The organism is Pseudomonas sp. TWR3-1-1 (genome assembly GCF_049896545.1).
GTDB lineage: Bacteria > Pseudomonadota > Gammaproteobacteria > Pseudomonadales > Pseudomonadaceae > Aquipseudomonas > Aquipseudomonas weihenstephanensis.
Map to the genome: position 1 here is coordinate 64,302 of NZ_JAFCUO010000001.1, position 22,889 is coordinate 87,190.

17 protein-coding genes and 1 pseudogene are annotated in these 22,889 nt (G+C 58.3%); 15 read left to right on the forward strand and 3 right to left on the reverse strand.

Annotated elements, in window-relative coordinates:
- Positions 1-35: 35 nt before the first annotated feature.
- From dxs to ACP7A4_RS00405, 3 genes are all read right to left on the reverse strand, one after another.
- Positions 36-1,934: a 1-deoxy-D-xylulose-5-phosphate synthase gene (gene dxs, locus ACP7A4_RS00395; protein WP_059763766.1), complete on the reverse strand. Its 1,899-nt coding sequence runs from the start codon at positions 1,932-1,934 to the stop codon at positions 36-38.
- Between the two features lie 132 nt (positions 1,935-2,066).
- Positions 2,067-2,954, reverse strand: coding sequence for a (2E,6E)-farnesyl diphosphate synthase (gene ispA, locus ACP7A4_RS00400; protein WP_048362344.1), 888 nt, complete (start codon positions 2,952-2,954; stop codon positions 2,067-2,069).
- A complete protein-coding gene (locus ACP7A4_RS00405) occupies positions 2,951-3,193 on the reverse strand; it encodes an exodeoxyribonuclease VII small subunit (protein ID WP_048362345.1) in 243 nt (80 codons plus the stop codon). Before ACP7A4_RS00405 ends, ispA begins: the two co-directional genes overlap by 4 nt.
- A 378-nt stretch (positions 3,194-3,571) precedes the next feature.
- Between ACP7A4_RS00405 and tssA the strand changes: the two genes are divergently transcribed.
- The 15 genes and pseudogenes from tssA to ACP7A4_RS00480 all read left to right on the forward strand — a co-directional run bounded on the left by tssA (position 3,572) and on the right by ACP7A4_RS00480 (position 22,883).
- Positions 3,572-5,128, forward strand: coding sequence for a type VI secretion system protein TssA (gene tssA, locus ACP7A4_RS00410; protein ID WP_426245858.1), 1,557 nt, complete (start codon positions 3,572-3,574; stop codon positions 5,126-5,128).
- A gap of 33 nt (positions 5,129-5,161) precedes the next feature.
- Positions 5,162-5,669, forward strand: a pseudogene (gene tssB, locus ACP7A4_RS00415) (type VI secretion system contractile sheath small subunit).
- A 28-nt stretch (positions 5,670-5,697) separates the two neighbouring features.
- The gene (tssC, locus tag ACP7A4_RS00420; RefSeq protein ID WP_426245062.1) at positions 5,698-7,173 is read left to right on the forward strand and encodes a type VI secretion system contractile sheath large subunit; all 1,476 of its coding nucleotides are present in this window, start codon (positions 5,698-5,700) and stop codon (positions 7,171-7,173) included.
- 11 nt (positions 7,174-7,184) lie between these two features.
- Entirely contained in the window at positions 7,185-7,592 is a 408-nt protein-coding gene (gene tssE / locus ACP7A4_RS00425; RefSeq protein WP_059763772.1) for a type VI secretion system baseplate subunit TssE, read from the forward strand.
- A 53-nt stretch (positions 7,593-7,645) separates the two neighbouring features.
- A complete protein-coding gene (tssF, locus tag ACP7A4_RS00430; RefSeq protein ID WP_426245065.1) occupies positions 7,646-9,412 on the forward strand; it encodes a type VI secretion system baseplate subunit TssF in 1,767 nt (588 codons plus the stop codon).
- Entirely contained in the window at positions 9,376-10,383 is a 1,008-nt protein-coding gene (gene tssG / locus ACP7A4_RS00435) for a type VI secretion system baseplate subunit TssG (protein WP_059763776.1), read from the forward strand. Before tssF ends, tssG begins: the two co-directional genes overlap by 37 nt.
- Before the next feature lie 6 nt (positions 10,384-10,389).
- Entirely contained in the window at positions 10,390-12,987 is a 2,598-nt protein-coding gene (gene tssH, locus ACP7A4_RS00440) for a type VI secretion system ATPase TssH (protein WP_426245067.1), read from the forward strand.
- Positions 12,988-12,997: 10 nt separating this feature from the next.
- Entirely contained in the window at positions 12,998-14,506 is a 1,509-nt protein-coding gene (locus tag ACP7A4_RS00445; protein WP_426245069.1) for a sigma-54 interaction domain-containing protein, read from the forward strand.
- Between the two features lie 53 nt (positions 14,507-14,559).
- A complete protein-coding gene (locus ACP7A4_RS00450; protein WP_059763782.1) occupies positions 14,560-14,700 on the forward strand; it encodes a hypothetical protein in 141 nt (46 codons plus the stop codon).
- Positions 14,701-14,717: 17 nt separating this feature from the next.
- Positions 14,718-15,917, forward strand: coding sequence for a type VI secretion system-associated FHA domain protein TagH (tagH, locus tag ACP7A4_RS00455; RefSeq protein ID WP_426245072.1), 1,200 nt, complete (start codon positions 14,718-14,720; stop codon positions 15,915-15,917).
- Positions 15,918-15,922: 5 nt separating this feature from the next.
- Positions 15,923-16,426 carry a type VI secretion system lipoprotein TssJ gene (gene tssJ, locus ACP7A4_RS00460; protein ID WP_426245074.1) on the forward strand — a complete coding sequence of 168 codons (504 nt, stop codon included), beginning with the start codon at positions 15,923-15,925 and terminating at the stop codon, positions 16,424-16,426.
- A complete protein-coding gene (gene tssK, locus ACP7A4_RS00465) occupies positions 16,423-17,754 on the forward strand; it encodes a type VI secretion system baseplate subunit TssK (RefSeq protein WP_059763787.1) in 1,332 nt (443 codons plus the stop codon). Before tssJ ends, tssK begins: the two co-directional genes overlap by 4 nt.
- A 5-nt stretch (positions 17,755-17,759) precedes the next feature.
- Positions 17,760-18,629, forward strand: coding sequence for a type IVB secretion system protein IcmH/DotU (icmH, locus tag ACP7A4_RS00470; RefSeq protein ID WP_203302173.1), 870 nt, complete (start codon positions 17,760-17,762; stop codon positions 18,627-18,629).
- Positions 18,630-18,642: 13 nt separating this feature from the next.
- A complete protein-coding gene (gene tssM, locus ACP7A4_RS00475; protein WP_059763791.1) occupies positions 18,643-22,155 on the forward strand; it encodes a type VI secretion system membrane subunit TssM in 3,513 nt (1,170 codons plus the stop codon).
- Positions 22,156-22,196: 41 nt separating this feature from the next.
- On the forward strand, positions 22,197-22,883 hold the full coding sequence (locus ACP7A4_RS00480; protein WP_426245860.1) for a PP2C family protein-serine/threonine phosphatase: 687 nt from the start codon (positions 22,197-22,199) through the stop codon (positions 22,881-22,883).
- The last annotated feature ends 6 nt before the right edge of the window (positions 22,884-22,889 follow it).

Genomic DNA, 22,889 nt, shown 5'->3' on the forward strand with positions numbered 1-22,889 from the left:
CCTTCGCAGCCTGCGGCAGCGACTACAGAGTGTTTTTAAAGCCCCAGCAGTGCCATGCGCTGGCGCACCGAGGCTTCAATGCCTGGCGCATCCAGACCGCATTCGGCCAGCATCTGGCTCGGTTTGGCGTGCTCGACGTACACGTCCGGCAAGCCCAGGTGAAGAATGGGCTTAAGCAGGTTTTCGCGGGCCATGAACTCACTGACCGCTGAGCCTGCGCCGCCCATGATGGCGTTTTCTTCGACGGTCACCAACAGGTCGTGGCTGTTGGCCATTTCTCGCACCAGCGCTTCATCCATCGGTTTAACGAAACGCATGTCGACCACAGTGGCGTCGAGTGTTTCGGCCACTTGCAGGGCTTGGGCCAGTTGCACGCCGAACACCAGCATCGCCACTTTCGACCCTTTGCGACGGATCACGCCTTTGCCGATCTCGATCGGTTCCAGTGTTTTCTCGATGGGCGTATTGGGCCCCGTACCGCGTGGGTAACGCACCGCCGCCGGGCCGTTATACAGATGGCCGGTGGTGAGCATTTTGCGCAATTCGTTTTCGTCACTCGGGGTCATGATGACCATGCCCGGAATGCAGCGCAGGTAAGACAGGTCGAAGCTGCCGGCATGGGTTGGGCCGTCTTCACCCACCAGGCCCGCACGGTCGATGGCAAACAGCACGTCCAGGTTTTGCACGGCCACGTCGTGTACCAATTGGTCATAACCGCGTTGCAGGAACGTCGAATAAATGGCCACCACAGGCTTGGCGCCTTCGCAGGCCATGCCCGCGGCAAAGGTTACGGCGTGTTGTTCAGCAATGGCCACGTCGAAATAACGCAACGGGAAGCGCTCGCTGAATGCGATCAGGTCCGATCCCTCTTTCATCGCCGGGGTAATGCCCACCAGGCGCTGATCGGCGGCGGCCATGTCGCATAACCACTCGCCAAACACGGCGGAATACTTAGGCCCGCTCGCCGCTTTGGGGGCGGCTTTTGGCGCGTCCAGCGGTTCAAGTTTGGTGATGGCGTGGTAACCGATCGGGTCGACTTCTGCCGGGGCGAAGCCCTTGCCCTTTTTGGTGACGATGTGCAGGAACTGCGGGCCTTTGAGGTCGCGCATGTTGCGCAGCGTCGCGATCAGTGTCGGCAGGTCGTGGCCGTCAATCGGGCCGATGTAGTTCCAGCCCAGTTCTTCAAACAACGTGCCGGGCACCAACATGCCTTTGGCATATTCTTCGGTGCGACGGGCGATTTCCCAGGCGCCGGGCAAGCGCGACAGCACTTTCTTGCTGCCTTCGCGCATGCTGGCGTAGGTGCGGCTCGACAGAATTTTGGCCAGGTAGTTGGACAACCCGCCCACATTGCGCGAGATCGACATGTCGTTGTCGTTGAGGATCACCAACATGTTGGCGTTGACCTCCGGCGCATGGTTCAACGCTTCAAACGCCATGCCAGCGGTCAAGGCGCCATCACCGATCACCGCAATGGCTTTGCGGTCGCTGTTTTGCAAACGGGCGGCAATTGCCATGCCCAGCGCAGCGCTGATCGAGGTGCTGGAGTGACCGACGCCAAAGGTGTCGTACTCGCTCTCGGAACGACGCGGAAAGGCGGCAACGCCGTCCTTCTGGCGCAAGGTCGCCATTTGCTCACGACGGCCGGTGAGAATTTTGTGCGGATACGCCTGATGACCCACGTCCCACACCACGCGGTCGTCCGGGGTGTCAAACACGTAGTGCAACGCGATGGTCAGCTCGATGACGCCTAAGCCTGCACCAAAATGCCCGCCCGTCTGGCCGACGGTGTAGAGCAGTTCCTGGCGCAATTCATCGGCCAAAGGTTCCAGCTCGGCTTCGGCTAACCGGCGCAGGCCCGCAGGCGTGCCGGCTCGGTCGAGCAGGGGCGTGGTCGGGCGCTTGCGGGGAAACTCATGAAACGTCGTTGGCATCAGGCGAATCGTTATAGGTATAAGAAGAGGCGGCAGTTTACCTTATGCAACGTAAGCTGCCCACGGAGTCTGGTATTCGTTAGTCAGACCTTGGCATTAGAGCGTGTCTGAAATATCGGGATAGCGCCGCTTTTAGTGGCGGCGCTCTACGATATAGCGCGCCAGTTCACGCAATGGCTCTGCCGCTGCATCAAAAGGTCGCAGGGCGTCAATGGCCTGATCGCGCAGCTCAAGTGCATAGGCTTTGGCGGCGTTCAGGCCCATCAAAGACGGGTACGTAGGCTTGTCACGGGCCGCATCGGCGCCCGACTGTTTGCCCAGGGTGGCGGTATCGCCTTCCACATCAAGGATGTCGTCCTGCACTTGAAACGCCAGACCAATGGCCCGCGCATACACCTTCAGGGCCTGCAAGTCACTGGGCTGGGCACGGCCGCTGGCCAATGCGCCCAGTTGCACACTGGCTTCGATCAGGGCGCCGGTCTTGTGCCGGTGCATGTATTCCAGGGCGTTTTGATCAAGCTTGATGCCGACTGAGCCGAGGTCGATGGCTTGACCGCCTACCATGCCTGCCGGGCCTGCGGCCAATGCCAAGTCAGACACCATCTGTAAGCGCGTCTGGGCATCCAGTGTGCTCATGTGCGTGTCGAGCAGGGCGCTGAACGCCAGGCTTTGCAAACCGTCACCGGCCAGAATTGCGCAGGCTTCATCGAAGGCTTTGTGCGTAGTGGGCTGGCCACGGCGCAGGTCGTCGTCGTCCATCGCGGGCAAATCATCGTGTACCAGCGAGTAGGCATGAATAAGTTCTACTGCGCAGGCTGCACCGTTGGCGTGCTCGGGTGGGCAACCCAAGGCTTGGCAAGCGGCATACGCCAGCAGCGGGCGAACCCGCTTGCCTCCATTCATGACGCTATAGCGCATGGCCTCATATAGACGGGCCAACTGCGGCGACGGCGCGACAAACAAGCGTTCAAGGGCCGCATTGACGCGGGCCTGGCTGCTGGCCTGGTAGGCATCAATCATTCGGGCTGTTCCGCATCGAAGGGTTCTTGCGCCAGCTCGCCATCACGCTCAAGCAATATCTGCACTTTTTGCTCGGCTTGAGTGAGTGCGCCCTGGCAATCACGGGTCAGGCGAATGCCTTGTTCGAAGGCTGTCAGCGAGTCTTCAAGCGACAGCTCGCCGTTTTCCAGGCGCTCGACCAGTGTTTGCAGCTCTGCGAGGGACTGCTCGAAATCCGGGGAAGTTTTTTTGCGGGCCATGGCGTCGCTCTCGGTAGGCGTTAAAACCGGCCGACACTAGCAGACGCTGAGTTTTGGGGCAAATCCGGCGGCGGGTGCTGGTGATTGGTGCGCACGTGCGTTCCCTTGGGCGGGGGGGTGAAACGGTCCGTTTATTTATCCTTTGGAGTCGTAGGGATTGGGCTGTATTTGATAGCGATTTTATTCCTAGCAAGTTGTTTTCAAGGTTTTTTTAGCGTGAAGACGCTTCTTTAAAAAATACGGAAAATTCCGACATTTTTTACTTTCCCTTTCCAATACTGTCTCGCCACTTGAACGGAATCGGTAGTGGCCAGTGGCAACTTTCTCTTGTTTTTCGACAGCATTGAGTGCGCGTTCTTCTTTGGTTGGCGGCAGGCCATGACCTATGCCAACAAGCTGTATGCACGGGTTGTCAGTTTGGCCAAATCGCCGGTATTCAAAGACAGCTTCGCCGGCAACGACGTGCGTTTCTCTCATGAGTTCGAGGCCCTGGAGCGCGAGCTGGGCAAAGCTCAATCACTGCATGAAAGCGTCCCGATCGACTGGCTGGCCGTACAAGAGCAAAGCGAAGCGCTGCTGTGTGACCAGTCCAAAGACCTGCGCGTGGGTGTCTGGTTGACGTGGGCGTTGTATCAGCGCGAGTCCTTCAATGGATTGCTGGCGGGTTTGGGGCTGCTGCATCACCTGTGCACCCGGCAATGGGCGCTTATTCACCCGCTCAAGCCGCGTACGCGGGCGGCGGCCATCAGTTGGCTAACTGTGCGTCTGGATCGGGCGCTCAATGACAGTATTCCTCTTCAGGAGCAACTGCCGCTGTTTAGGCACATGGTTGAACTGCTGTTGGAGTTGGAGCGCGTGTTGACCTTGCATTTGGGCGACGAGGTGCCGCTGCTGTTACCGGTTTGCCGCCGTTTGAGCCGTATGGTTGAGCGAGCCGCCGATAATCAGCAAGCGCCAGGCCCCCTTTCGTCAATGGTGGCGCAGGTCAGGCACGTGGCGACCCAATTGATTGAGAACACCTCGCCGATTGATAGCGAAAAAGACGCGCAAAAATCGTTGCGTGCCCTTCAGCACAACGCACGGACATTGTGTGTCTGGTGGCTAAAACAGAACGCCACTGACCTGCGGGCGTTGCGCCTGAACCGAACGCTGACCTGGATGGCCATCTACGTGGCGCCTGAACGCAATGGCGAACACATCACACCGGTGCGCGGCCCGGCGGCGCAGACACTTAAAACGTTTGACCAACAGTTTGAGCTCCAGCAGTTCGCCGACTTGCTGATGGCGCTGGAAGCCTGCCTGAGCAAAGCCCCGTTCTGGTTCGATGGTCAGCGCAGGGTTTGGGCGTGTTTGAGCGCGTTGAAGGCTGACGTGGCCATGCGTGAAGTTGAACAGCATATGGCACTCCTCCTTCAGCGGCTTCCGGGCCTTGCGCAACTGCGCTTTAGCGACGGCACACCGTTTGCCGACCCTCAGACCCACGACTGGATTGCAACCTGCGTCATGCCGCATTTACAGACGCAGCCCGCCCCCGAATCCGTGGCACCCAACGTTGCTCGACCGCTCTGGGAGGTTGCGCTGCAAGAGGCTCAAGAGGTTGCTCGCAGCAGTGGCTTCAAGTCTGCGGTGCAACAGCTCAAGCGCGGGCTGGCCAGTGCGCAAAACGAGCGGGAGCGTTTTCACTGGCAACTGACCCTCGCCCGGTTGTGCTTCCTCAGCAAGAAGTACGAACTCGCCAAAACCCAGCTCGAAATGCTCGATCAATTACTTCAACGCTCAGGTTTGCAGGCGTGGGAGCCGCAACTGGTGCTTGAAGTCATACGTCTTTTGCACCGCTGTTGCGAGCTGTTGCCGCAGAGCCATGACGTGCGCGAACGCAAGGATGAGATGTATCGCAGGTTGTGCCACCTCGATCTTGAAGTGGTACTCGAATAGGCCCACAGGCCACACACGAAAGGAAAGAACCTCATGGCCAAAGAAGGCTCGGTCGCACCCAAAGAACGGATCAACATCACGTTCAAGCCCGCTACGGGCGGCGCTCAAGAAGAGATTGAACTGCCGTTGAAGTTGCTCGTCATCGGCGATTACGTGCAGCAAGTCGATGAGCGAAAACTCGAAGACCGAAAGCCCGTCGCCATCGACAAAATGACCTTTGATGAGGTGCTTGCCAAGCAAGGGCTGAGCTTGAGCCTGAATGTGCCAAACCGCCTGCAAGAGGAGGGTGGCACGGATGAGTTGGCTATTGCCCTGAACATCAGCGCCATGAAGGACTTCAACCCCGCGAGCCTGGTGGAGCAAGTGCCCGAACTGAAAAAAACTGATGGAGCTGCGCGACGCCTTGGTCGCACTTAAAGGCCCGCTGGGCAATGCGCCCAGTTTTCGCAAAGCGATTGAAGGTGTGCTGGCCGATGAGGCATCCCGTGCCCGGGTGCTGAGTGAGCTGGACTTGGTTGTTGCGCCGGCATCGGACGTTTGAGCCCCCCATCAGTAAAGGAAAGCACTTCATGAGTACTCGCGCCGCGCCGCAACAGGACGACCAGAACACCGCCTTCAGCATTCTTGACGGCATCATTGCTCAAACCCGCCTCACCCCGGATGACGAAGCCTATGGCATCGCCAAGCGCGGTGTTGCAGCGTTTATCGAAGAACTGCTCAAGCCGCAGAATCAGGGTGAGCCGGTCAAGAAGGCAATGGTTGACCGAATGATTGCCCAGATCGACGCCAAGCTCAGCCAGCAGATGGACGAAATCGTTCATCACCCTGACTTCCAGTCACTGGAGTCGGCCTGGCGGGGTTTGCAGTTGTTGGTCGACCGCACCAACTTCCGCGAAAACATCAAGATTGAAATCCTCAACGTCTCCAAGACCGACCTGCTGGACGACTTTGAAGACTCACCCGAAGTCATGCAGTCGGGTCTGTACAAGCACGTGTATACCGCTGAATACGGGCAGTTCGGTGGCGAGCCGGTGGGCGCAATCATTGCCAATTACTTTATGTCCCCCAGCTCACCGGACGTGAAACTGATGCAATACGTGTCGAGTGTGGCCTGCATGGCCCACGCGCCCTTTATCGCATCGGCCGGGCCGAAGTTCTTCGGCATCGAAAGTTTCACCGGGATGCCCAACCTCAAAGACTTGAAAGACCATTTCGCCGGCCCGCAATTTGCCAAATGGCAGAGTTTTCGCGAGTCCGAAGATGCGCGCTACATGGCCTTGACCGTCCCGCGCTTTTTGTTACGCAACCCCTATGACCCGCAAGAAAACCCGGTCAAAACGTTTGTGTACAAGGAGACCGTTGCCAATAGTCACGAGCATTATTTGTGGGGTAATACCGCCTATACCTTTGCCTCAAGGCTGACTGAAAGCTTCGCCAAGTTCCGCTGGTGCCCCAACATCATTGGCCCGCAGAGTGGAGGCGCAGTTGAAGACCTGCCGCTGCACCACTTCGAAAGCATGGGCGAGATCGAAACCAAAATCCCGACCGAGGTGCTGGTGTCCGACCGTCGCGAATATGAGCTGGCAGAGGAAGGCTTCATCTCCCTGACCATGCGCAAAGGCAGCGACAACGCAGCGTTCTTCTCGGCCAGCTCGGTGCAAAAGCCCAAGTTCTTTGGCATCAGTGAAGAGGGCAAGACCGCGGAGCTGAATTACAAGCTCGGCACCCAGTTGCCTTACATGATGATCGTCAACCGCCTGGCGCATTACCTCAAGGTTTTGCAGCGTGAGCAATTGGGTTCGTGGAAAGAGCGCACCGACCTTGAGAGCGAACTCAACAAGTGGATCCGCCAGTTTGTCGCCGACCAGGAAAACCCTGGCGCAGAAGTGCGTGGCCGACGCCCCTTGCGTGCAGCACAAATCATTGTCAGCGACGTTGAAGGCGAGCCTGGCTGGTACCGCGTCAACCTGAACGTGCGCCCGCATTTCAAATACATGGGCGCTGACTTCACCTTGTCGCTGGTCGGCAAGCTGGACAAAGAGTAACGGGGCTGAGCATGACGGGATACGGCAGCCTCTTCGAGCGTTTGAATGGCGATGCGCAAAAACGTGTCGGTCACAGCCGCGAAGTTTCAATCATGAGTTCAGTCGCTGCCCAACTGGCCAAGATGCTCAGCACCCGTGCGGGCAGTGTGCAAACGCTGCCCGATTATGGCTTGCCCGACCTGAACGACATGAGCGTCAGCCTGCATGAGTCATTGAGTCAGGGCCGTCAGGCCATTGAAACCTTCATCGAACAGTACGAGCCGCGCCTGAGCCAGGTGCGGGTCGTTACGTTGCCCAATGATCAGCATCCCCTGCGTCTGACTTTCTGTATTGAAGGGCTGCTGGAGGCGGGCGGGCTTAAGCGTCAAGTGAGCTTTTCGGCGCATCTGGATGGCAGCGGTCAAGTCCGTGTCGACTGACGGCACGGTCTGCCCTTTTCATTTTCCGGCATCGACAACAAACAGGTAATCGCGTGTCTTTTAACCATTACTACCAAAGCGAACTGACGGCATTGCGCCAGTTGGGCAGTCGCTTCGCTGAGCGTAGTCCGGCGTTGGCACCGTTTTTAGGCCAGGCCGGGCGTGACCCGGATGTAGAACGGTTGCTTGAAGGGTTTGCATTTTTGACGGGGCGGTTGCGTCAGAAACTGGATGACGAATTGCCAGAGTTGAGCCACTCGCTGATGCACTTGCTGTGGCCCAACTACATGCGTCCATTGCCTGCATTCAGCATGTTGCAATTTGATCCTTTGCAACACGCAGGCGCGGCATTGCAGGTTAAACGCGATACCGGTGTGGCCAGTAAACCCGTCCAGGGCGTGAGTTGTCAGTTTCGCACCTGTTACCCCACCGACGTATTGCCTCTACAGCTGACGGAACTCAAGCATTCAGTGACCGGCGGGGGCGCAATGTTGAGCCTGCGCCTGCAAATGACGTGTGAGGGGCATTTGGGCGAGCTGAATATCAGCCGCTTGCGCCTGCATCTGGCGGGTGAGCGTTACATCAGCCAAATGCTCTATCTCGGACTATTGCGCCATCTGGAGAACGTGACAGTCGTGCCGCTCGATGACGGCGGGCAAGCGCTGAGCGCGTTCACGCTCCCGGCAGATCACATTCAGCCGGTGGGGTTTGCCGAAGAGGAGGCGCTGATCCCCTACCCCTTGAACACTTTTCGCGGGTATCGCTACTTGCAGGAGTACTTCGCCTTTCAGGACAAGTTCCTGTTTGTCGACCTCAAGGGGCTGGAGGTCCTTGAAAGCCTGGCGCAAGACACCCTCAAGCAAACCCGGGGCCTCGAACTGCGGTTTTTTATTCGCCAGCACAGCACCCAACCCCTGCGGCCCACACTGGAGAACGTGAAGCTGTATTGCACGCCGGTGGTCAATTTATTCACTCACGATGCCATACCCATCCGGCTGGACGGCAAGCAGGACGAGTACTTGGTGATGCCGTCAAAAATCGAGCTGGAGCACTGCGGGGTCTTTTCGGTTGATGACGTCAGTGGCTGGCGAGTGGGAGGCAGCGGCGGTCAGACCTATGTGCCCTTCGAATCGTTTGAGCACGACCCCAGTTTTGATGCATTGCAACAACATGCCCATTACAGCGTCAGGCAACGCCCGTCGTTATTGCACGAAGGGCTGGATACCTACCTGAGTTTTGGCCAGCGTCAACCCGAAAGCAGCGAAACCTTGTCTGTCGAATTGACCTGCACCAACCAGAACCTGCCGCGCCAGCTTCAGCAGGGCGACATCTGCCTGCCCGCCGAAGGCACGCCCGAGACCCTGGTGTTTCGCAACATTTGTCCGGTGACGTCGAGCTACTCACCGCCACTCGATCGCGACTTCCTCTGGAAGTTGATCAGCAACATGTCGCTCAACTATTTGTCGTTGGCCAACGTCGAGGCATTGAAGGTGATTCTCCAGACCTACGACCTGCCGCGCTACTACGACGAACAGGCCGAGCGTATCAGCAAGAACCTGCTGAACGGCCTCATCTCCATCCGCCACGAACACGTTGATCGCCTGCATCGGGGCTTACCGCTGCGCGGGCTACGCACCCACCTGACGATTGACCCCAAAGGCTATATCGGTGATGGCGACGTGTTTGTTTTTGCATCAGTGCTCAACGAGTTTTTTGCCCTTTACGCGAGCCTCAACTCTTACCACGAGCTGCGCGTTATCAGTACACACGGAGAGGTTTACCAATGGACACCGCGCATGGGCTTGCAGCCCCTGCTTTAAGCGGGCTGACGCGAAGCATACGAGAGTACTCGCTGTATCAGGCCGTGTTGCTGGTTATGGACCGGCTGCGTGACGACGATCCGGGCGCCAGTGAAGACGTGCTTTATGAACGTCTGGAATTTGTCGCAAACCCCAGTCTCGGGTTTCCGGGCAGTGACGTTGAGCGCGTGGCGTTTTTCGTCGAGCACGGGCAGCTCCGTGCGCGCCTGTGTTTCAACCTGATGGGGCTGGTGGGTTCAGCGTCTCCGTTACCGGCTTTCTATGGCGAGCAAGCGTTGGAGCAGGGTGAAGAGGTCAATACCACGCGCGACTTTCTTGACCTGTTCCATCATCGGTTGCAGCGCCTGATGCTACCGGTATGGCGCAAATATCGTTATTGCGCTCGTTTTGAACGGGGAGCCAGCGACCCGTTTTCCAGTCAGCTGTTTGCGTTGATCGGCCTGGGTGGCGAGGCGATTCGCAATGCCCAAGAACTGAACTGGCGGCGCCTGTTGCCTTACCTCGGGCTGCTGAGTTTACGGGCGCACTCGGCGGCATTGATCGAGTCGGTGCTGCGTTATTACTTCAAGCATGCGGCCTTGACCCTTGAGCAGTGCATTGAGCGCCGTGTCGAGATTCTTCAAGAACAACGCAACGGGTTGGGGCGCAGCAATCACCAGCTTGGCGAAAGCCTGGTGCTGGGTGAACACGTGCGTGATTGCAGCGGCAAGTTTCGTATCCACATTCGCGAATTGGGCTGGGACCGTTTTCACGAACTGCTGCCCATCGGTGCGGGTTACCTGCCGATGTGCGCATTGGTGCGATTCACCCTGCGGGACCCGCTGGACTACGACATTCGACTGGTCCTGCGGCATGAAGAAATACGCGAACTGTGTATCGGTGCGCATAACACCTGTCGCCTTGGATGGACCAGCTGGTTGGGACGTGAACGGTCAGACGGCGTCGTGACCCTGGGCAATAACATTCATTAAGGACGGATGACCATGATCAACGTAGACCTGCAACAACTGATACAAGCGCTGGATGCCGCTACCCGGCGTGACCTTGAGGCATGTGCCGAGCGCTGCGTGGCACGCGGCGCGAGCATTATTCTGGTTGAGGACCTGTTGCTGGGTTTGCTGGAGCGCCCCGAAGGTTTGCTGATGCGTGCGTTGCAAGACGCCGACGTAGACCCCGGTCAGTTGAACGCAGTGTTGCAGTCGCGGGTTGAACACAGTTCGTCGCGTAATCCGGTGTTTTCCCCCGAATTGATTCAGTGGCTTCAAGACGCTTTGTTAGTCGCCAATCTGGAGCTAAAGCACACTCAAGTTGATCAGGCAGCCTTGCTGCTGGCGTTGCTGCGCAACCCCGTACGTTATGCCGGCAGCCGTTATCAGGCGTTATTGGCAGCGATCAATATTGAGCGCCTGAAAGCCTTCGCCCTCGCGCATCTGGCCTCGCAAACGCCCGTTCATGCATCCGCGGGCGGGGAGTCGTTACTTCAGCGTTTTACCCTCAACCTCACTGAGCAAGCACGCGCCGGACAGCTCGATCCGGTGCTATGCCGCGATGATGCGATCCGCCAGATGATCGACATTCTGGCGCGCCGCCGTAAAAACAACCCGATCGTGGTGGGGGAGGCCGGGGTCGGCAAGACCGCGATTGTGGAAGGATTGGCCTTGCGCATTGCCGCAGACCAAGTACCGCCAGTGCTTCAGGGTGTTGAGCTGCTGTCGTTGGACATGGGGTTGTTGCAAGCCGGAGCCAGCGTCAAGGGGGAGTTTGAGCGCCGCCTCAAAGGCGTCATCGACGAAGTGAAGGCATCGCCTGCTCCCATCATTTTGTTCATCGACGAGGCGCATACCCTGATTGGGGCGGGGGGCAATGCGGGAGGCTCCGATGCTGCCAATCTGCTCAAGCCTGCACTGGCCCGTGGTGAGTTGCGCACCATCGCCGCGACGACATGGTGCGAGTACAAAAAGTACTTCGAGAAAGACCCGGCACTGGCCCGACGCTTTCAGCCGGTGCAGTTGCACGAGCCGACGGTCAATGAAGCGGTGACCATCCTGCGTGGGTTGGCTCACGTCTATGAAAAGAGTCACGGTATTTATTTGCGCGACGATGCGGTGGTCGCCGCAGCCGAGTTGTCGGCGCGTTATCTGGCGGGCCGTCAGTTGCCAGACAAGGCCGTTGACGTGCTCGACACCGCCTGCGCCCGCGTGCGCATCAGTTTGGCAGCGGCGCCTGAAACACTCGAAAAGCTGCGTGCCGAGGCTGCTGAGGGCGAGCGCCAGCGTCAGGCCATGCGTCGTGATGCCAACGCGGGGCTGATGATTGACGAGGCCGCGCTGCAGCGGCTGGAGCAGCGCTTGCAGCAGGTCGATGTGGAGCAAATGGCGCTGCATGCCAGTTGGTTGGAACAGCGCACGCTGGCTGAACGCGTGTTGGCCCTGCGCCAACAACTGGCCCAAGCTCGCGACGCACTGGCGTGCGAAACAGAGCAGGGCGACGTTGGCGCCCTGCAAGCGCAACTCAATCAAACCCACCGGGCGTTGACCCAAGCCCACAGCAAAGAGCGTCTGGTCAGTTTTGAAGTGTGCCCGCGGTTGGTGGCTGAAGTCATCAGTGCCTGGACCGGTGTGCCGCTGACTCAGCTGGCGCGTGAACACAGCACCAAGGTGGCGCACTTTGGTCGGGATTTGGCCGCCCGGATTCGCGGTCAGGATCAAGCGATCCATGCACTGGACCGCGCCATGCGTGCAACAGCGGCGGGACTTAACAAGCCCGATGCGCCCGTGGGGGTGTTCTTGCTGGTGGGCCCCAGTGGCGTCGGCAAGACTGAAACCGCGCTGGCGCTCGCCGACCTGTTGTACGGCGGTGAACGTTTTATCACCACTATCAACATGTCGGAGTTTCAAGAAAAGCACACCGTCTCGCGACTGATTGGCGCGCCGCCCGGTTATGTCGGCTATGGCGAAGGCGGCATGCTGACCGAAGCGGTGCGGCAAAAGCCGTACTCGGTGGTGCTGTTGGATGAAGTCGAAAAGGCCGATCCCGACGTTCTGAACCTGTTCTATCAAATCTTCGACAAGGGCGTGGTCAACGATGGCGAAGGGCGTGAAATCAACTTTCGCAACACGCTGATTTTAATGACCTCAAACCTGGCCAGCGAGCGCATCACCGCGTTATGCCAAAACGGCGCCAGGCCCAGCGCTCAAACGCTTGAAGAGCACATTCGGCCATCGCTCAGCCAACACTTCAAACCTGCCCTGCTGGCACGCATGCAGGTGGTGCCGTATTACCCGGTGAGCGGCCCGGTGCTGCGCGAATTGATCGAAATAAAGCTTCAACGTCTGGGCGAGCGGCTGGCGCGCCGTCATGTGCAGTTCAGTCATTGCCAGCTTTTGGTGGACCACTTGGCCGAGCGCTGCACCCAAAGTGACAGCGGTGCGCGGCTTATCGACTACTTGATCGACTCGCACGTATTGCCCTTGGTAGCCGACCGCTTGCTTGACGCAATGGCCACCGGCCAAACCCTCTCATCGGTGCACGCCACGCTTGATCCTCAAGCCCGCGTGCTGTGTGAATTTGAGTGAGGTTGGCTTGATGTTTACCCATGTATCGCAACCGCTGGCGTATGCAGAAGCCTTGCTGGCCCAATTTTGCGACCTGTCACAGGCCACCGACAGCGCCACCGTACTCGGCCAGAGTGCCCGGGCAATGGCGCAGCTCAGTGGCTGTGAGTTGAGCCAGTTTTACGTCATCAATGGCCCGCACAACGGGCTGGAACTCAGGGCTCAATGGTTTAACGGCCTGTTGCAGCCAGCGCTGGACACAGGTTTTTACGCGGACTACAGCGCCCAGCAACTGCTGCACTTTACGGTCAGCCAAAAACGGATCTTGAGCCTGTGCAACCTCAATAGCAGTTTGCACAAGCTCGACTTTTTACCGGCTCATGGCGCGCCTTGGCAGTCCTTGTTATGCGTGCCGTTGCTGGATGCGCGGCAAGGGGTGGCCGGTGTGTTGTTGGTGGCCAGTGGCAAACGGGTCGAGCTGCAAGGGTTCGCCCAGTCGTTGTGCGCCCTGGGTAACTTTACGTTGATGCAGGTGCGCCTCTTGCAACGTGATACGCAGTGGGCCAAACCGTTGGGACGTTGCGTCAGCGCCGGCACTTTGATTGGTTCCAGCGCGGTGATGCGCAAGACCTGGCGCTTGATCAACCGCGTGGTGCACAGCCCCTACACCGTGCTGTTGCTGGGTGAAACCGGCACCGGTAAAGAAATCGTGGCGCGCGCCATTCATGACAGCGGCCCTCGCCGTGCCCAGCCCTTCATCGTGCAGAACTGCGCCGCTTTCCCGCAAGACCTGCTTGAAAGCGAGTTGTTCGGTTATCGCAAAGGGGCCTTCACCGGGGCGGACCGTGACCGTCCCGGTCTGTTTGATGCAGCTCACGGTGGAACCTTGCTACTGGACGAAATCGGCGACATGCCTTTGTCGTTGCAGGCCAAGTTACTGCGTGTGCTGCAAGAGGGCGAAATCCGCCCGTTAGGGCGCAACGACAGTCACACCGTCGACGTTCGCATCATTGCGGCGACCCATCGCGATTTGAAAAAACTGGTGAGCCAGGGCCGGTTTCGTGAAGACCTGTATTACCGCCTGGCGCAGTTTCCAATAGCACTGCCCGCACTGCGTGATCGCGGCACCGATATGCATGATCTGGCCTGCCACTTTGCAGCCACTGCCTGCGCGTTTTTACAGCGCCGCCCGGTGGTGCTGGCCGACAGCGCGCGTGAGCAACTGGCGCGTTACGCCTTCCCGGGCAACGTGCGTGAACTCAAAGGGTTGGTCGAGCGCGCTGTTTTGTTGTGCGACGGACCGGAGTTGCTGGCCGAACATTTTGCCTTGCCCTTGGCGTCTGCTGACGAGTCAGGGCGCCTGAACTTTCGTAAACGCATGGATGCCATTGAGCGCGGTTTGTTGCTCGATTGCTTGCGCAAGAACGCGGGCAATCAGACCCGCACGGCTCACGAGTTGGGCCTTGCACGCCGCACGCTGCTGTACCGGCTGGGGCGGCTGAATATCGATTCGGATGAGATTGGGGCCTATGCATCCTGATGCGCTCACCTTTTTCTCATGTCGTGCACGGCCTACTTCTGGAGATTTTTAAGATGACTGTTCGCCACTGGCCTTTTGTGGTGCTGAGCCTTGCCGTGTTGTGCGGTCTGGGTGGCTGTAACGGCAATTACATATTCAACGACAGCCACTATCGCCCCCTGGGCGATCCGCAAGCGGTCAATCGCGGTAAATGACCGCAAGGAGCAGCATCATGATGGAACTGGTCTTTGACTTGCTGACGACACAGCCCTTGGCGGCGGGTCAGTGCAAGCACTACAGATTCACTGAAACCGGTGGTTACATTGGCCGTAATAACCTGTGTGAGTGGGTGCTTATGGACACGACAGGGCACGTGTCCGGCCAGCATGCGCATATCACCCATCAGGGCGGTATGTACTTCATTAAAGACCTGAGCACCAATGGAACGTCTTTCAATGGTGGCCAGACGTACCTGGCGCCAGGCCAGTTACAACGCATCAAGCACGGTGATGTGTTTGGCCTTGCCGGTTTTTCCATTCGTGCGCGTTTGGAGCAACCGCTGCAAGTGCGCCTGGAGCATGTTGGCCTGCCTCAAATGGCAGGCAGCGTGATACCCGATGATGCTTTTATCGGTCTCGACGTGCTGCATGAGGCCCCGGCGCCTTTGCCCGAGCTTTTATTTGAGGACGAAACCACTCGCCAGGAATGGGTCGATGTGCAGCACGAACACCATGCGGGCTTCACGCCCATCGACTTCGAACACTTGATCGCGCCGCAGTTGATCGCCGAAGCGCAGCCCGCCCTCGATTCGCCGCCCGTGCCCTGCACACCGATAAACGATGGATTTTGGGATGCATTCGGCGAGGAGCTGGGCGTTGACGTGCTGGCGCTTGATCTTGAGGCGCGAGAGGCGCTGGCGCTCAATGCCGCCAAGCTGCTCAAACAGTGCATCGCCGGTATGCAGCAGAACGTGTGGACACGCAATGAATTGAAAAACGAACTGCGGCTGGCCCGCACTGTGGCGCCGGGAGCGGAGCACGACCCCTTTAAGTCGACCCACGATGCCCGGCAGGCGTTAAGGCTTTTACTCGGCGCTCCCATGCTTCACCAACCGACGGCCGAGCAGTGGGTGGTACGCACATTCAGAGACATGCAAGCACATCAGGTAGCGATGCTCAGCGCGAGCCGCGCGGTGGTGCGTAACAGCCTTGAACACTTCTCCCCGCAGCAGTTGGTCTTGCGTTTCGAGCGTGAAGGTCACAAGCCGCTATGGACTACGGCTGCCAGCCATTGGCGGGCGTTCAACCGCTATCACCAAGCCCTGCAACAAGACGATGACTGGACCGAGCGGTTGCTGGCCCGCGACTTTGCCCAGGTCTATGACGAACAAGTGCGTTTGATTTGCACCCTTCACAACAACCCTCAAGGATGAAGCGCATGCTGCGTTGTACTTCTGCTTACTTCAACACGTTGCTGGCGTTGTGCGCAGTGCTGCTGGCAGGCTGCACGGCGTTGTCACCCTACTCGCACGTGACCAAACTCGACCTGACGCTCAGTGCCAGCGATCAAGTCAACCCGGACTTGCACGGGCGTCCCTCGCCCGTCGTGATTCGTTTGCTGGAACTCAAACATCCAGTGGCATTCGAAAATGCCGATTTTTTCGGTGTCTTTGAGCGAGCCCAAGAATTGCTGGCGCAAGACCTGGTTGTCAGTGAAGAACTCGAATTACGGCCTGGCGAGCGTGTTTCGCACAAACTCAGTGTTGCGCCGGGCAGCCGCTATGTGGGCGTCGTGGCGGCTTATCGCGACTTGCCACACACCCAGTGGCGCTACGTGATTGAGTTGAGGCCCGAGCACATTACGCACGCGCACCTGATGCTTGACCTGGCAGGCATTCGCCGCACCGACGGGGCATCCGCCGCGCCAGGTGACGGCTCATGAATGTGCATAAAGTCATTTGGCAAGAAGGCTTGCTGCTGCGCCCCCAGCATTTTCAGCACAGTGACCGTTATTACGAGCACCAGATGAAAACGCGCACCCAATTATTGGGCCGATACACCTGGGGGTTCTTGAGGTTGGAGATCGATGTGCAGTTTCTCAATATGAGCAAACTGGTGATCAGCCATGCTTCGGGCGTATTGCCGGACGGGAGCCTGTTCGAACTGGGTAACGACACCCAGCCGCTCGCGCTCGACGTACCGCCCAACACGGGAAAAGCCCCGGTTTTCCTGGCGTTGCCGTTGGTGACGGGCAACCACATTGAAGCCCGGCGTGCCGAGCAGGCAGACGTATTGTCGCGTTACACCGTGTATGAAACGCAGGTGTCAGATTCCAATGCGGGTGAAGACTCAAAAAGCGTACTCAGTTGTGGACGCCCCAATTTTCGTTTGTTACTGGGCGCGCAGCACAGCGAGCAGTCCTGGGTAAAACTGCAACTATGTGACATCCAGGACACCACGCCCGATGGCGTAATCAAACTCGACACCGAGTTTGTCCCGACGTTTATCCACACCCATTGCTCGGGGTATTTGCAGTCGTGTCTCAAAGAAGTCATCAGCATGCTTGGTCACCGGGGCGACAAGCTGGCCGAGCGAATTCGCTCAAACGGCAAGGTGGGCGGGGCAGAAGTGGGTGACTTCATGATGCTGCAATTGATCAATCGCACGGAGCTGGTGCTGCTTCATTACCTGGACCTTGAGCAACTGCATCCCGAGGAGCTGTATTGCACGTTGCTGGCGCTATTGGGTGATCTGTCGACGTTTGCCAGCGAATCCAAACGCCCGCAATTGAACAGTCGTTACCAGCACAGTCAGCAGGGGCAGAGTTTCCGCGCGCTGATGGACGCCCTGCGTCAGGTGTTGTCGATGGTACTTGAGCAGCATGCCACCGAGCTGGTGTTGCAGGCGCGCCAGTACGGGGTGCGTGTGGCGCAGCTCGACGATCACACGCAATTGGCGACGACATCGTTTGTGGTGGTGGCTAAAGCCAACTGTGACAGCGAAGAGCTGCGTCATCGCTTGCCGGCGCACTTGAAAGTGGGCCCGGTTGAAAGCATTCGTCACCTGGTCAACTTGCACCTGCCAGGGTTCAGGCTCAAACCTTTGCCAGTAGCCCCGCGGCAAATCCCGTTCCACGCCGACAAAACCTATTTCATCCTCGAACTCAATGCCGACGATCTGGCGCAAATGCAGCGCTCAGGCGGCTTTGCCTTCCATGTGTCGGGTGAGTTCTCTGAGCTTGAACTGAAATTTTGGGCTATCAGGAACTGACCCTCATGAAACCGGACATTCAACCGCCTCAAGGCAGTAAAACCGTGTTGGTAGACCGCTACGGCAGAGCGCCGCAACAGGTTGCGCTGACCGATGCCGAACACGCCCCACGCATTGAAAACATCGACGCGCTGATGGTGTTCAACGCCCGGCTGGCACCTGACGAAACAATCCGTATCAGTCTCAACCCTTTAGTGGCTGCGGCCAGTGATGTGTTGTCGTTTGTGGTCGGGATTGAACGCAACGTCCAGCAGCACACGCGAGACACCCTGAGTGCTTACCTGACCAAAGCCATAAAAGCATTCGAAGCCACGGCACTGCGCAACGGGATTGAAAGCACTCAGGTGATGAGCGCCCGGTATGTGCTTTGTACGGTGGTGGACGAAGCCATCGCCACTACAGCATGGGGCAATGAAAGTGACTGGCCGCAAAAGAGTTTGCTGGGCAGTTTTCACAACGAAACGTTTGGTGGCACCAAAGTCTTTCAATTCATTGAGCAGGTCTCCAGGGACCCTGTGCGCAACCTGTATTTGCTGGAGCTGCTGTACGTGTGTTTGTCGCTGGGCTTTGAGGGCAAATTCCGCATCGAAACCCGTGGCGCGCTGGAGCTGGACTCCATTCGCGACAGCTTGTATCGGCAAATCCGCCACTTGCGCGGTGATGCCATTCGCGAAGTGTCTCCCCATTGGCAGGGCTTGGGCATGCGGCGTAACAGCGTGGTACGCATCGTGGCGCGTTGGGTCCTCGTGGCTCTGACCCTGGGCTGTGCGGGCGTCATGTACGCAGGGTTTGCCTGGGTCTTGGGCGAGCAGCGTGCAGCAGTCATGCAACCTTATCAACAGCACGCTGCTCCGGTTGTCAGGCCGCAGTTGTAAACAGGAATTGATGATGAAGAGTTTCTTGAAAACGAGCGTGTCGCTGCTACGTCAGACATGGCTCTGGACGCTGTTACTGGTGTTAGGGGCCGCGCTGTTGGTGTGGTGGGTCGGGCCATTGCTGGCGGTCGATGACTACAAGTTTTGGGCAGACCCCATCGCCAGGCTTTTAAGTATCAGCGCCTTGCTGCTGATCTGGGGGCTGGCGATGGTGTATGTCAGTTGGCGCGCCGGTGTGCGTAAAAAAGTGCTGGCAGACAGCGACGCGGGCAAAACACACGAGCGTCAGGAACAAGAGATTGAAGCGTCGCGCAAAAGCCTGCGCAAGCGCTTTAAAACCGCGTTGCACACCTTGAAAAACACCAGCGTTTACAAAGGCCGCAGTGAGCGCTGGCGCGACGAGTTGCCCTGGTACGTGTTGCTGGGCCCCCAAGGCGCTGGCAAAACCAGCTTGCTGGACTTTTCGGGGCTGGAGTTTCCGCTGAACAAACTTGATCGCACCCTGACCCGTGATATGCGCGGTACGTCTGATTGCGAGTGGTACTTTGCCGAGCACGGGGTGCTGATAGATACCGCGGGGCGGTTTTTGACACAGGGTAATGAGCGCGTAGATGCCAGTGGCTGGAACACCTTGCTCGGCTTGTTGCGCAAACGCAGGCGTGAACGACCTTTGAACGGCGTGCTGGTGACGGTGCCAGTAGACCTGTTGAGCCAGGGCGATCAGCCCGCGTTGTCGCAATTGTCAGATCAGATTCGGGCGCGCCTGCAAGACATCCATCGGGTTCTGCGGATCGAGCTGCCGGTGTACCTGGTGCTGAGCAAGACCGACAGCGTACCGGGGTTTGACGCTTTCTTTGAACAACTGACCCGCGATGAGCGTGATCAGGTATTCGGCGCCAGTTTTGATAACAACCAAGGCGGAACGGCGTTGCTGCGTGCCGAGCTTGAGGCGCTGCTGGGGCGTCTCAACAGCCAGATCATCACGCGCATGCACCAGGAGCGAGACGCGCAACGCCGTGGCCTTATTCTGGATTTTCCCCATCAGTTGAGCGAGATCGCCGCGCAACTGTGCGTCTTTAGCGACATGACGTTTACGGGTAATCGCTACCAGCGCGCCAGCCCGCTACGGGGTGTTTACCTGACCAGCGCGCCCCATGTCATGGCCAGCCCCGCTACGCAAAATCCGGAAGCGGACAGCGTCGAGACAGCCCAAAAGCCACAATCTCCACTCCTGCACACCGGTCGCGCTTACTTTATTAACCATCTGTTGAGCCGCGTTATTTTCCCGGAAGCGCAACTGGCAGGGTTGGACAAGCGTGAGCAGCGCCGTATTCATTGGGGGCAGCGGTTTCAGTACCTGCTCGCGATGGCTGTGTTGAGTGTGTTGGGGGTGCTGTGGGCAGGCAGTTTTTCATCCAACCATGAGCGCCTTGAACAACTGCGTCATTTGGCTCAGCAAGGGGTTCGACAACGTGCGCAATTAAGTCCGCGCGATGATGCGCAGGCTACGCTCAAGACCCTGGACACGCATTACGCGGCAACCCAGGTGTTCCCCTCCATGACGCAGGTTGCGTTGTATGAGCGCAGCGGTCTGTATCAGGGCGCTGCTGTTAAGCGGGTGCTCACACAGGCCTACCGAAACGAATTGCACACGCAGTTATTGCCCCGGGTCAAGCAGCAACTCGAACAACAGATCCGCGCCAACCTGAGTGATCGTGAACGCCTGCTCAATAGTTTGCGCGCCTATCTGATGTTTGACGCCGTCGAACAACGCGATAACGCCTGGCTCAAGGCCTGGATTGCCAGCGACTGGTCGCTGCGTTACCCGGGGCTGACAGACGTGCAAAACGGTCTTAATCAGCATTTCGAACGCTTATTGGGAACCGCCTTCAAGTCCCCGCTCGATGAAGGCCTGATTGCACAGGCGCGACAGGTGTTGCGCAGTGAGTCATTGGCCACGGTGGTGTACCGCACATTACGCGAGCAGGCCCATTCTTTGGCGCCTTACAGCCTCAGCCAGCACCTCGGGCCACAGGGCCATTTGTTCAGCGGTGCTGATTACAGCATTCCGGGCTTCTATACCCAGCAAGGTTATCAACAGTATTTTTCGATCCAGGGCGCGAGCCTGGTCAGTGACATCCTGCGTGATAACTGGGTGTTGGGCGAAGGCAGCAGCATCAGTGCGATGGACATGCGCAAACTCATGGTTGCACTGGAGCAACTGTATTTTCGTGACTACGCCGATCATTGGGCCGAAGCGGTTGGGCGCCTGGCGTTGCAGCCGATGAGCGACGCCCGTGAAGGTGCCGAGCAGATGGCGGGCCTGACGTCTGCCAACTCACCGCTCTTGCAGCTGTTGGTCGCCGTGCGTGAGAACACGCGCTTCATCAGCATTGCCGATGAGTTGCCTTCTGTAACGACTGCCGTTGGCGCGCAGGGCGGCAAACTCACGGCGGTTGCCGGGGCGGTTGTCGCCAAAGGCACTGAGGTCCTGGCGAGCACTGTGCCGGACACCTCAAAGAAGGCATTGCAGCGCCAGTTTGAGCCGTTACACCATTTACTGGATGACAATGATGCGCCAACGGCGAGCCTGACACCGTTATTGGTCGGGCTCACGGATGTGCAATTACAAATGGCAGGACTGGCTCGCGCCAGTGCGCCGGATCAAGCCGCTTTTGAGATGGCCAGGTTGCGCATGAGTGGGCAGCGTGATGCGCTGAGCCAATTACGCCAAGCCGCCCAACGCTTGCCGCGTCCCCTTAATGGCTGGTTCAACACCCTGAACGAGGACACATGGGGGCTGGTGCTTAACGATTCGTATCAATTTCTAAATAAACGCTATCAGCACGAGCTGTACCGGTTTTATGCCCGAGCGCTTAAGCAACGTTACCCCTTTGATGCACACAGCAGCAGCGATGTGGCGTTGAACGACTTCCGTGAGTTTTTTAAAGCGCAGGGGCTTGCCGATCAATTCTTCGACACCTGGATGAAACCTTTTGTCAGTCGGGACGCGGGCAGTTATCGCTTGCGCAGCATGGACGGTAAAAGTTTGCCGATGTCACGGGTGTATTTTGAGCAGATGGCCACGGCTCAAGTTATTCGTCAGGGCTTTTTTGCGCAAAATCCATCCGAGCCGCAGGTGCAGTTCACTCTCGAGCCTTACAGCCTGGACTCCAGCGTCAGCCGTTCGCAGTTGCGCTTCGGTGATCAAATGATCGAATACCGGCACGGTCCCATCGTACCGATGAATTTCCAGTGGCCGACTCAGGCCGACAATGGACGTACCAGCCTGGTCCTGGAAAAAAACGTCGGACGTCCAATCGGCATCGAAAAAAACACAGGGCCGTGGTCACTGTTTCGAGTATTGGACCTGATGCAAATCGACTACCTGAGTGGGCGCGACGTCATGTTGCTGAAGGCCGATGTGGGCGGGCTGCGGGCCAACTATGTGCTTATGAGCCAGCGCACACCGAACCCGTTTGACCTGCAAGCGTTGCGCAGCTTTCGTTTACCTGCCCAGCTGTGAAGTGCGTGACCGCGCAATGGCGAAGCGCAGCGCGCACCGATATGGGCAAGGTGCGGCTGCGCAACGAAGATGCTTTTCTGAACAGCCCAGAGCGTGGGGTGTGGGCAGTGGCCGATGGCATGGGTGGGCATTGCAGTGGTGATGTGGCCAGCCAATTGCTGGTGAGCCGTTTGGGCGCTCTGCCGGCTCAAAACGATTTAGGGCCGCGGTTGCAAGCGGTTCGCGACTGCTTGCAAGGCGTCAATCAGCAGCTCTGCCATGAGCGGGGCGCCCGTGCTCGCCCGGAGCAGCACATCACCGGTAGCACAGTGGCTGTTTTGTTGATCGAAGGCCGTCACGGTGTCTGCCTCTGGGCGGGGGACAGTCGGTGCTATTTATGGCGCCAACACATGCTCTATCAGTTGTCGCGGGATCACTCTTTCCAGCAGCGATTGATCGAGCAAGAGCACATGAGCCACCGGCATGCGTGTGCCCACCCGGATGCCCGAGCCTTAACACGAGCGGTGGGGGCTGCCCCAGCTTTGGCGTTGGAGGTACTGGAATTCGAGGTGCAAGCGGGAGATGTGTTTCTGTTGTGCAGTGACGGCATTTATCAAGAGCTGACCCCCGGCGCATTGGGGCAAGCGTTGAGTGTGAGTGCGCCTGAACTGGCAGTGGCGCGCCTGTTCGATGACGTGTTGTCAGGTGCGGCGAGGGATAACCTGTGCGCAGTGGTCATTGCTCAATGAGCCAAC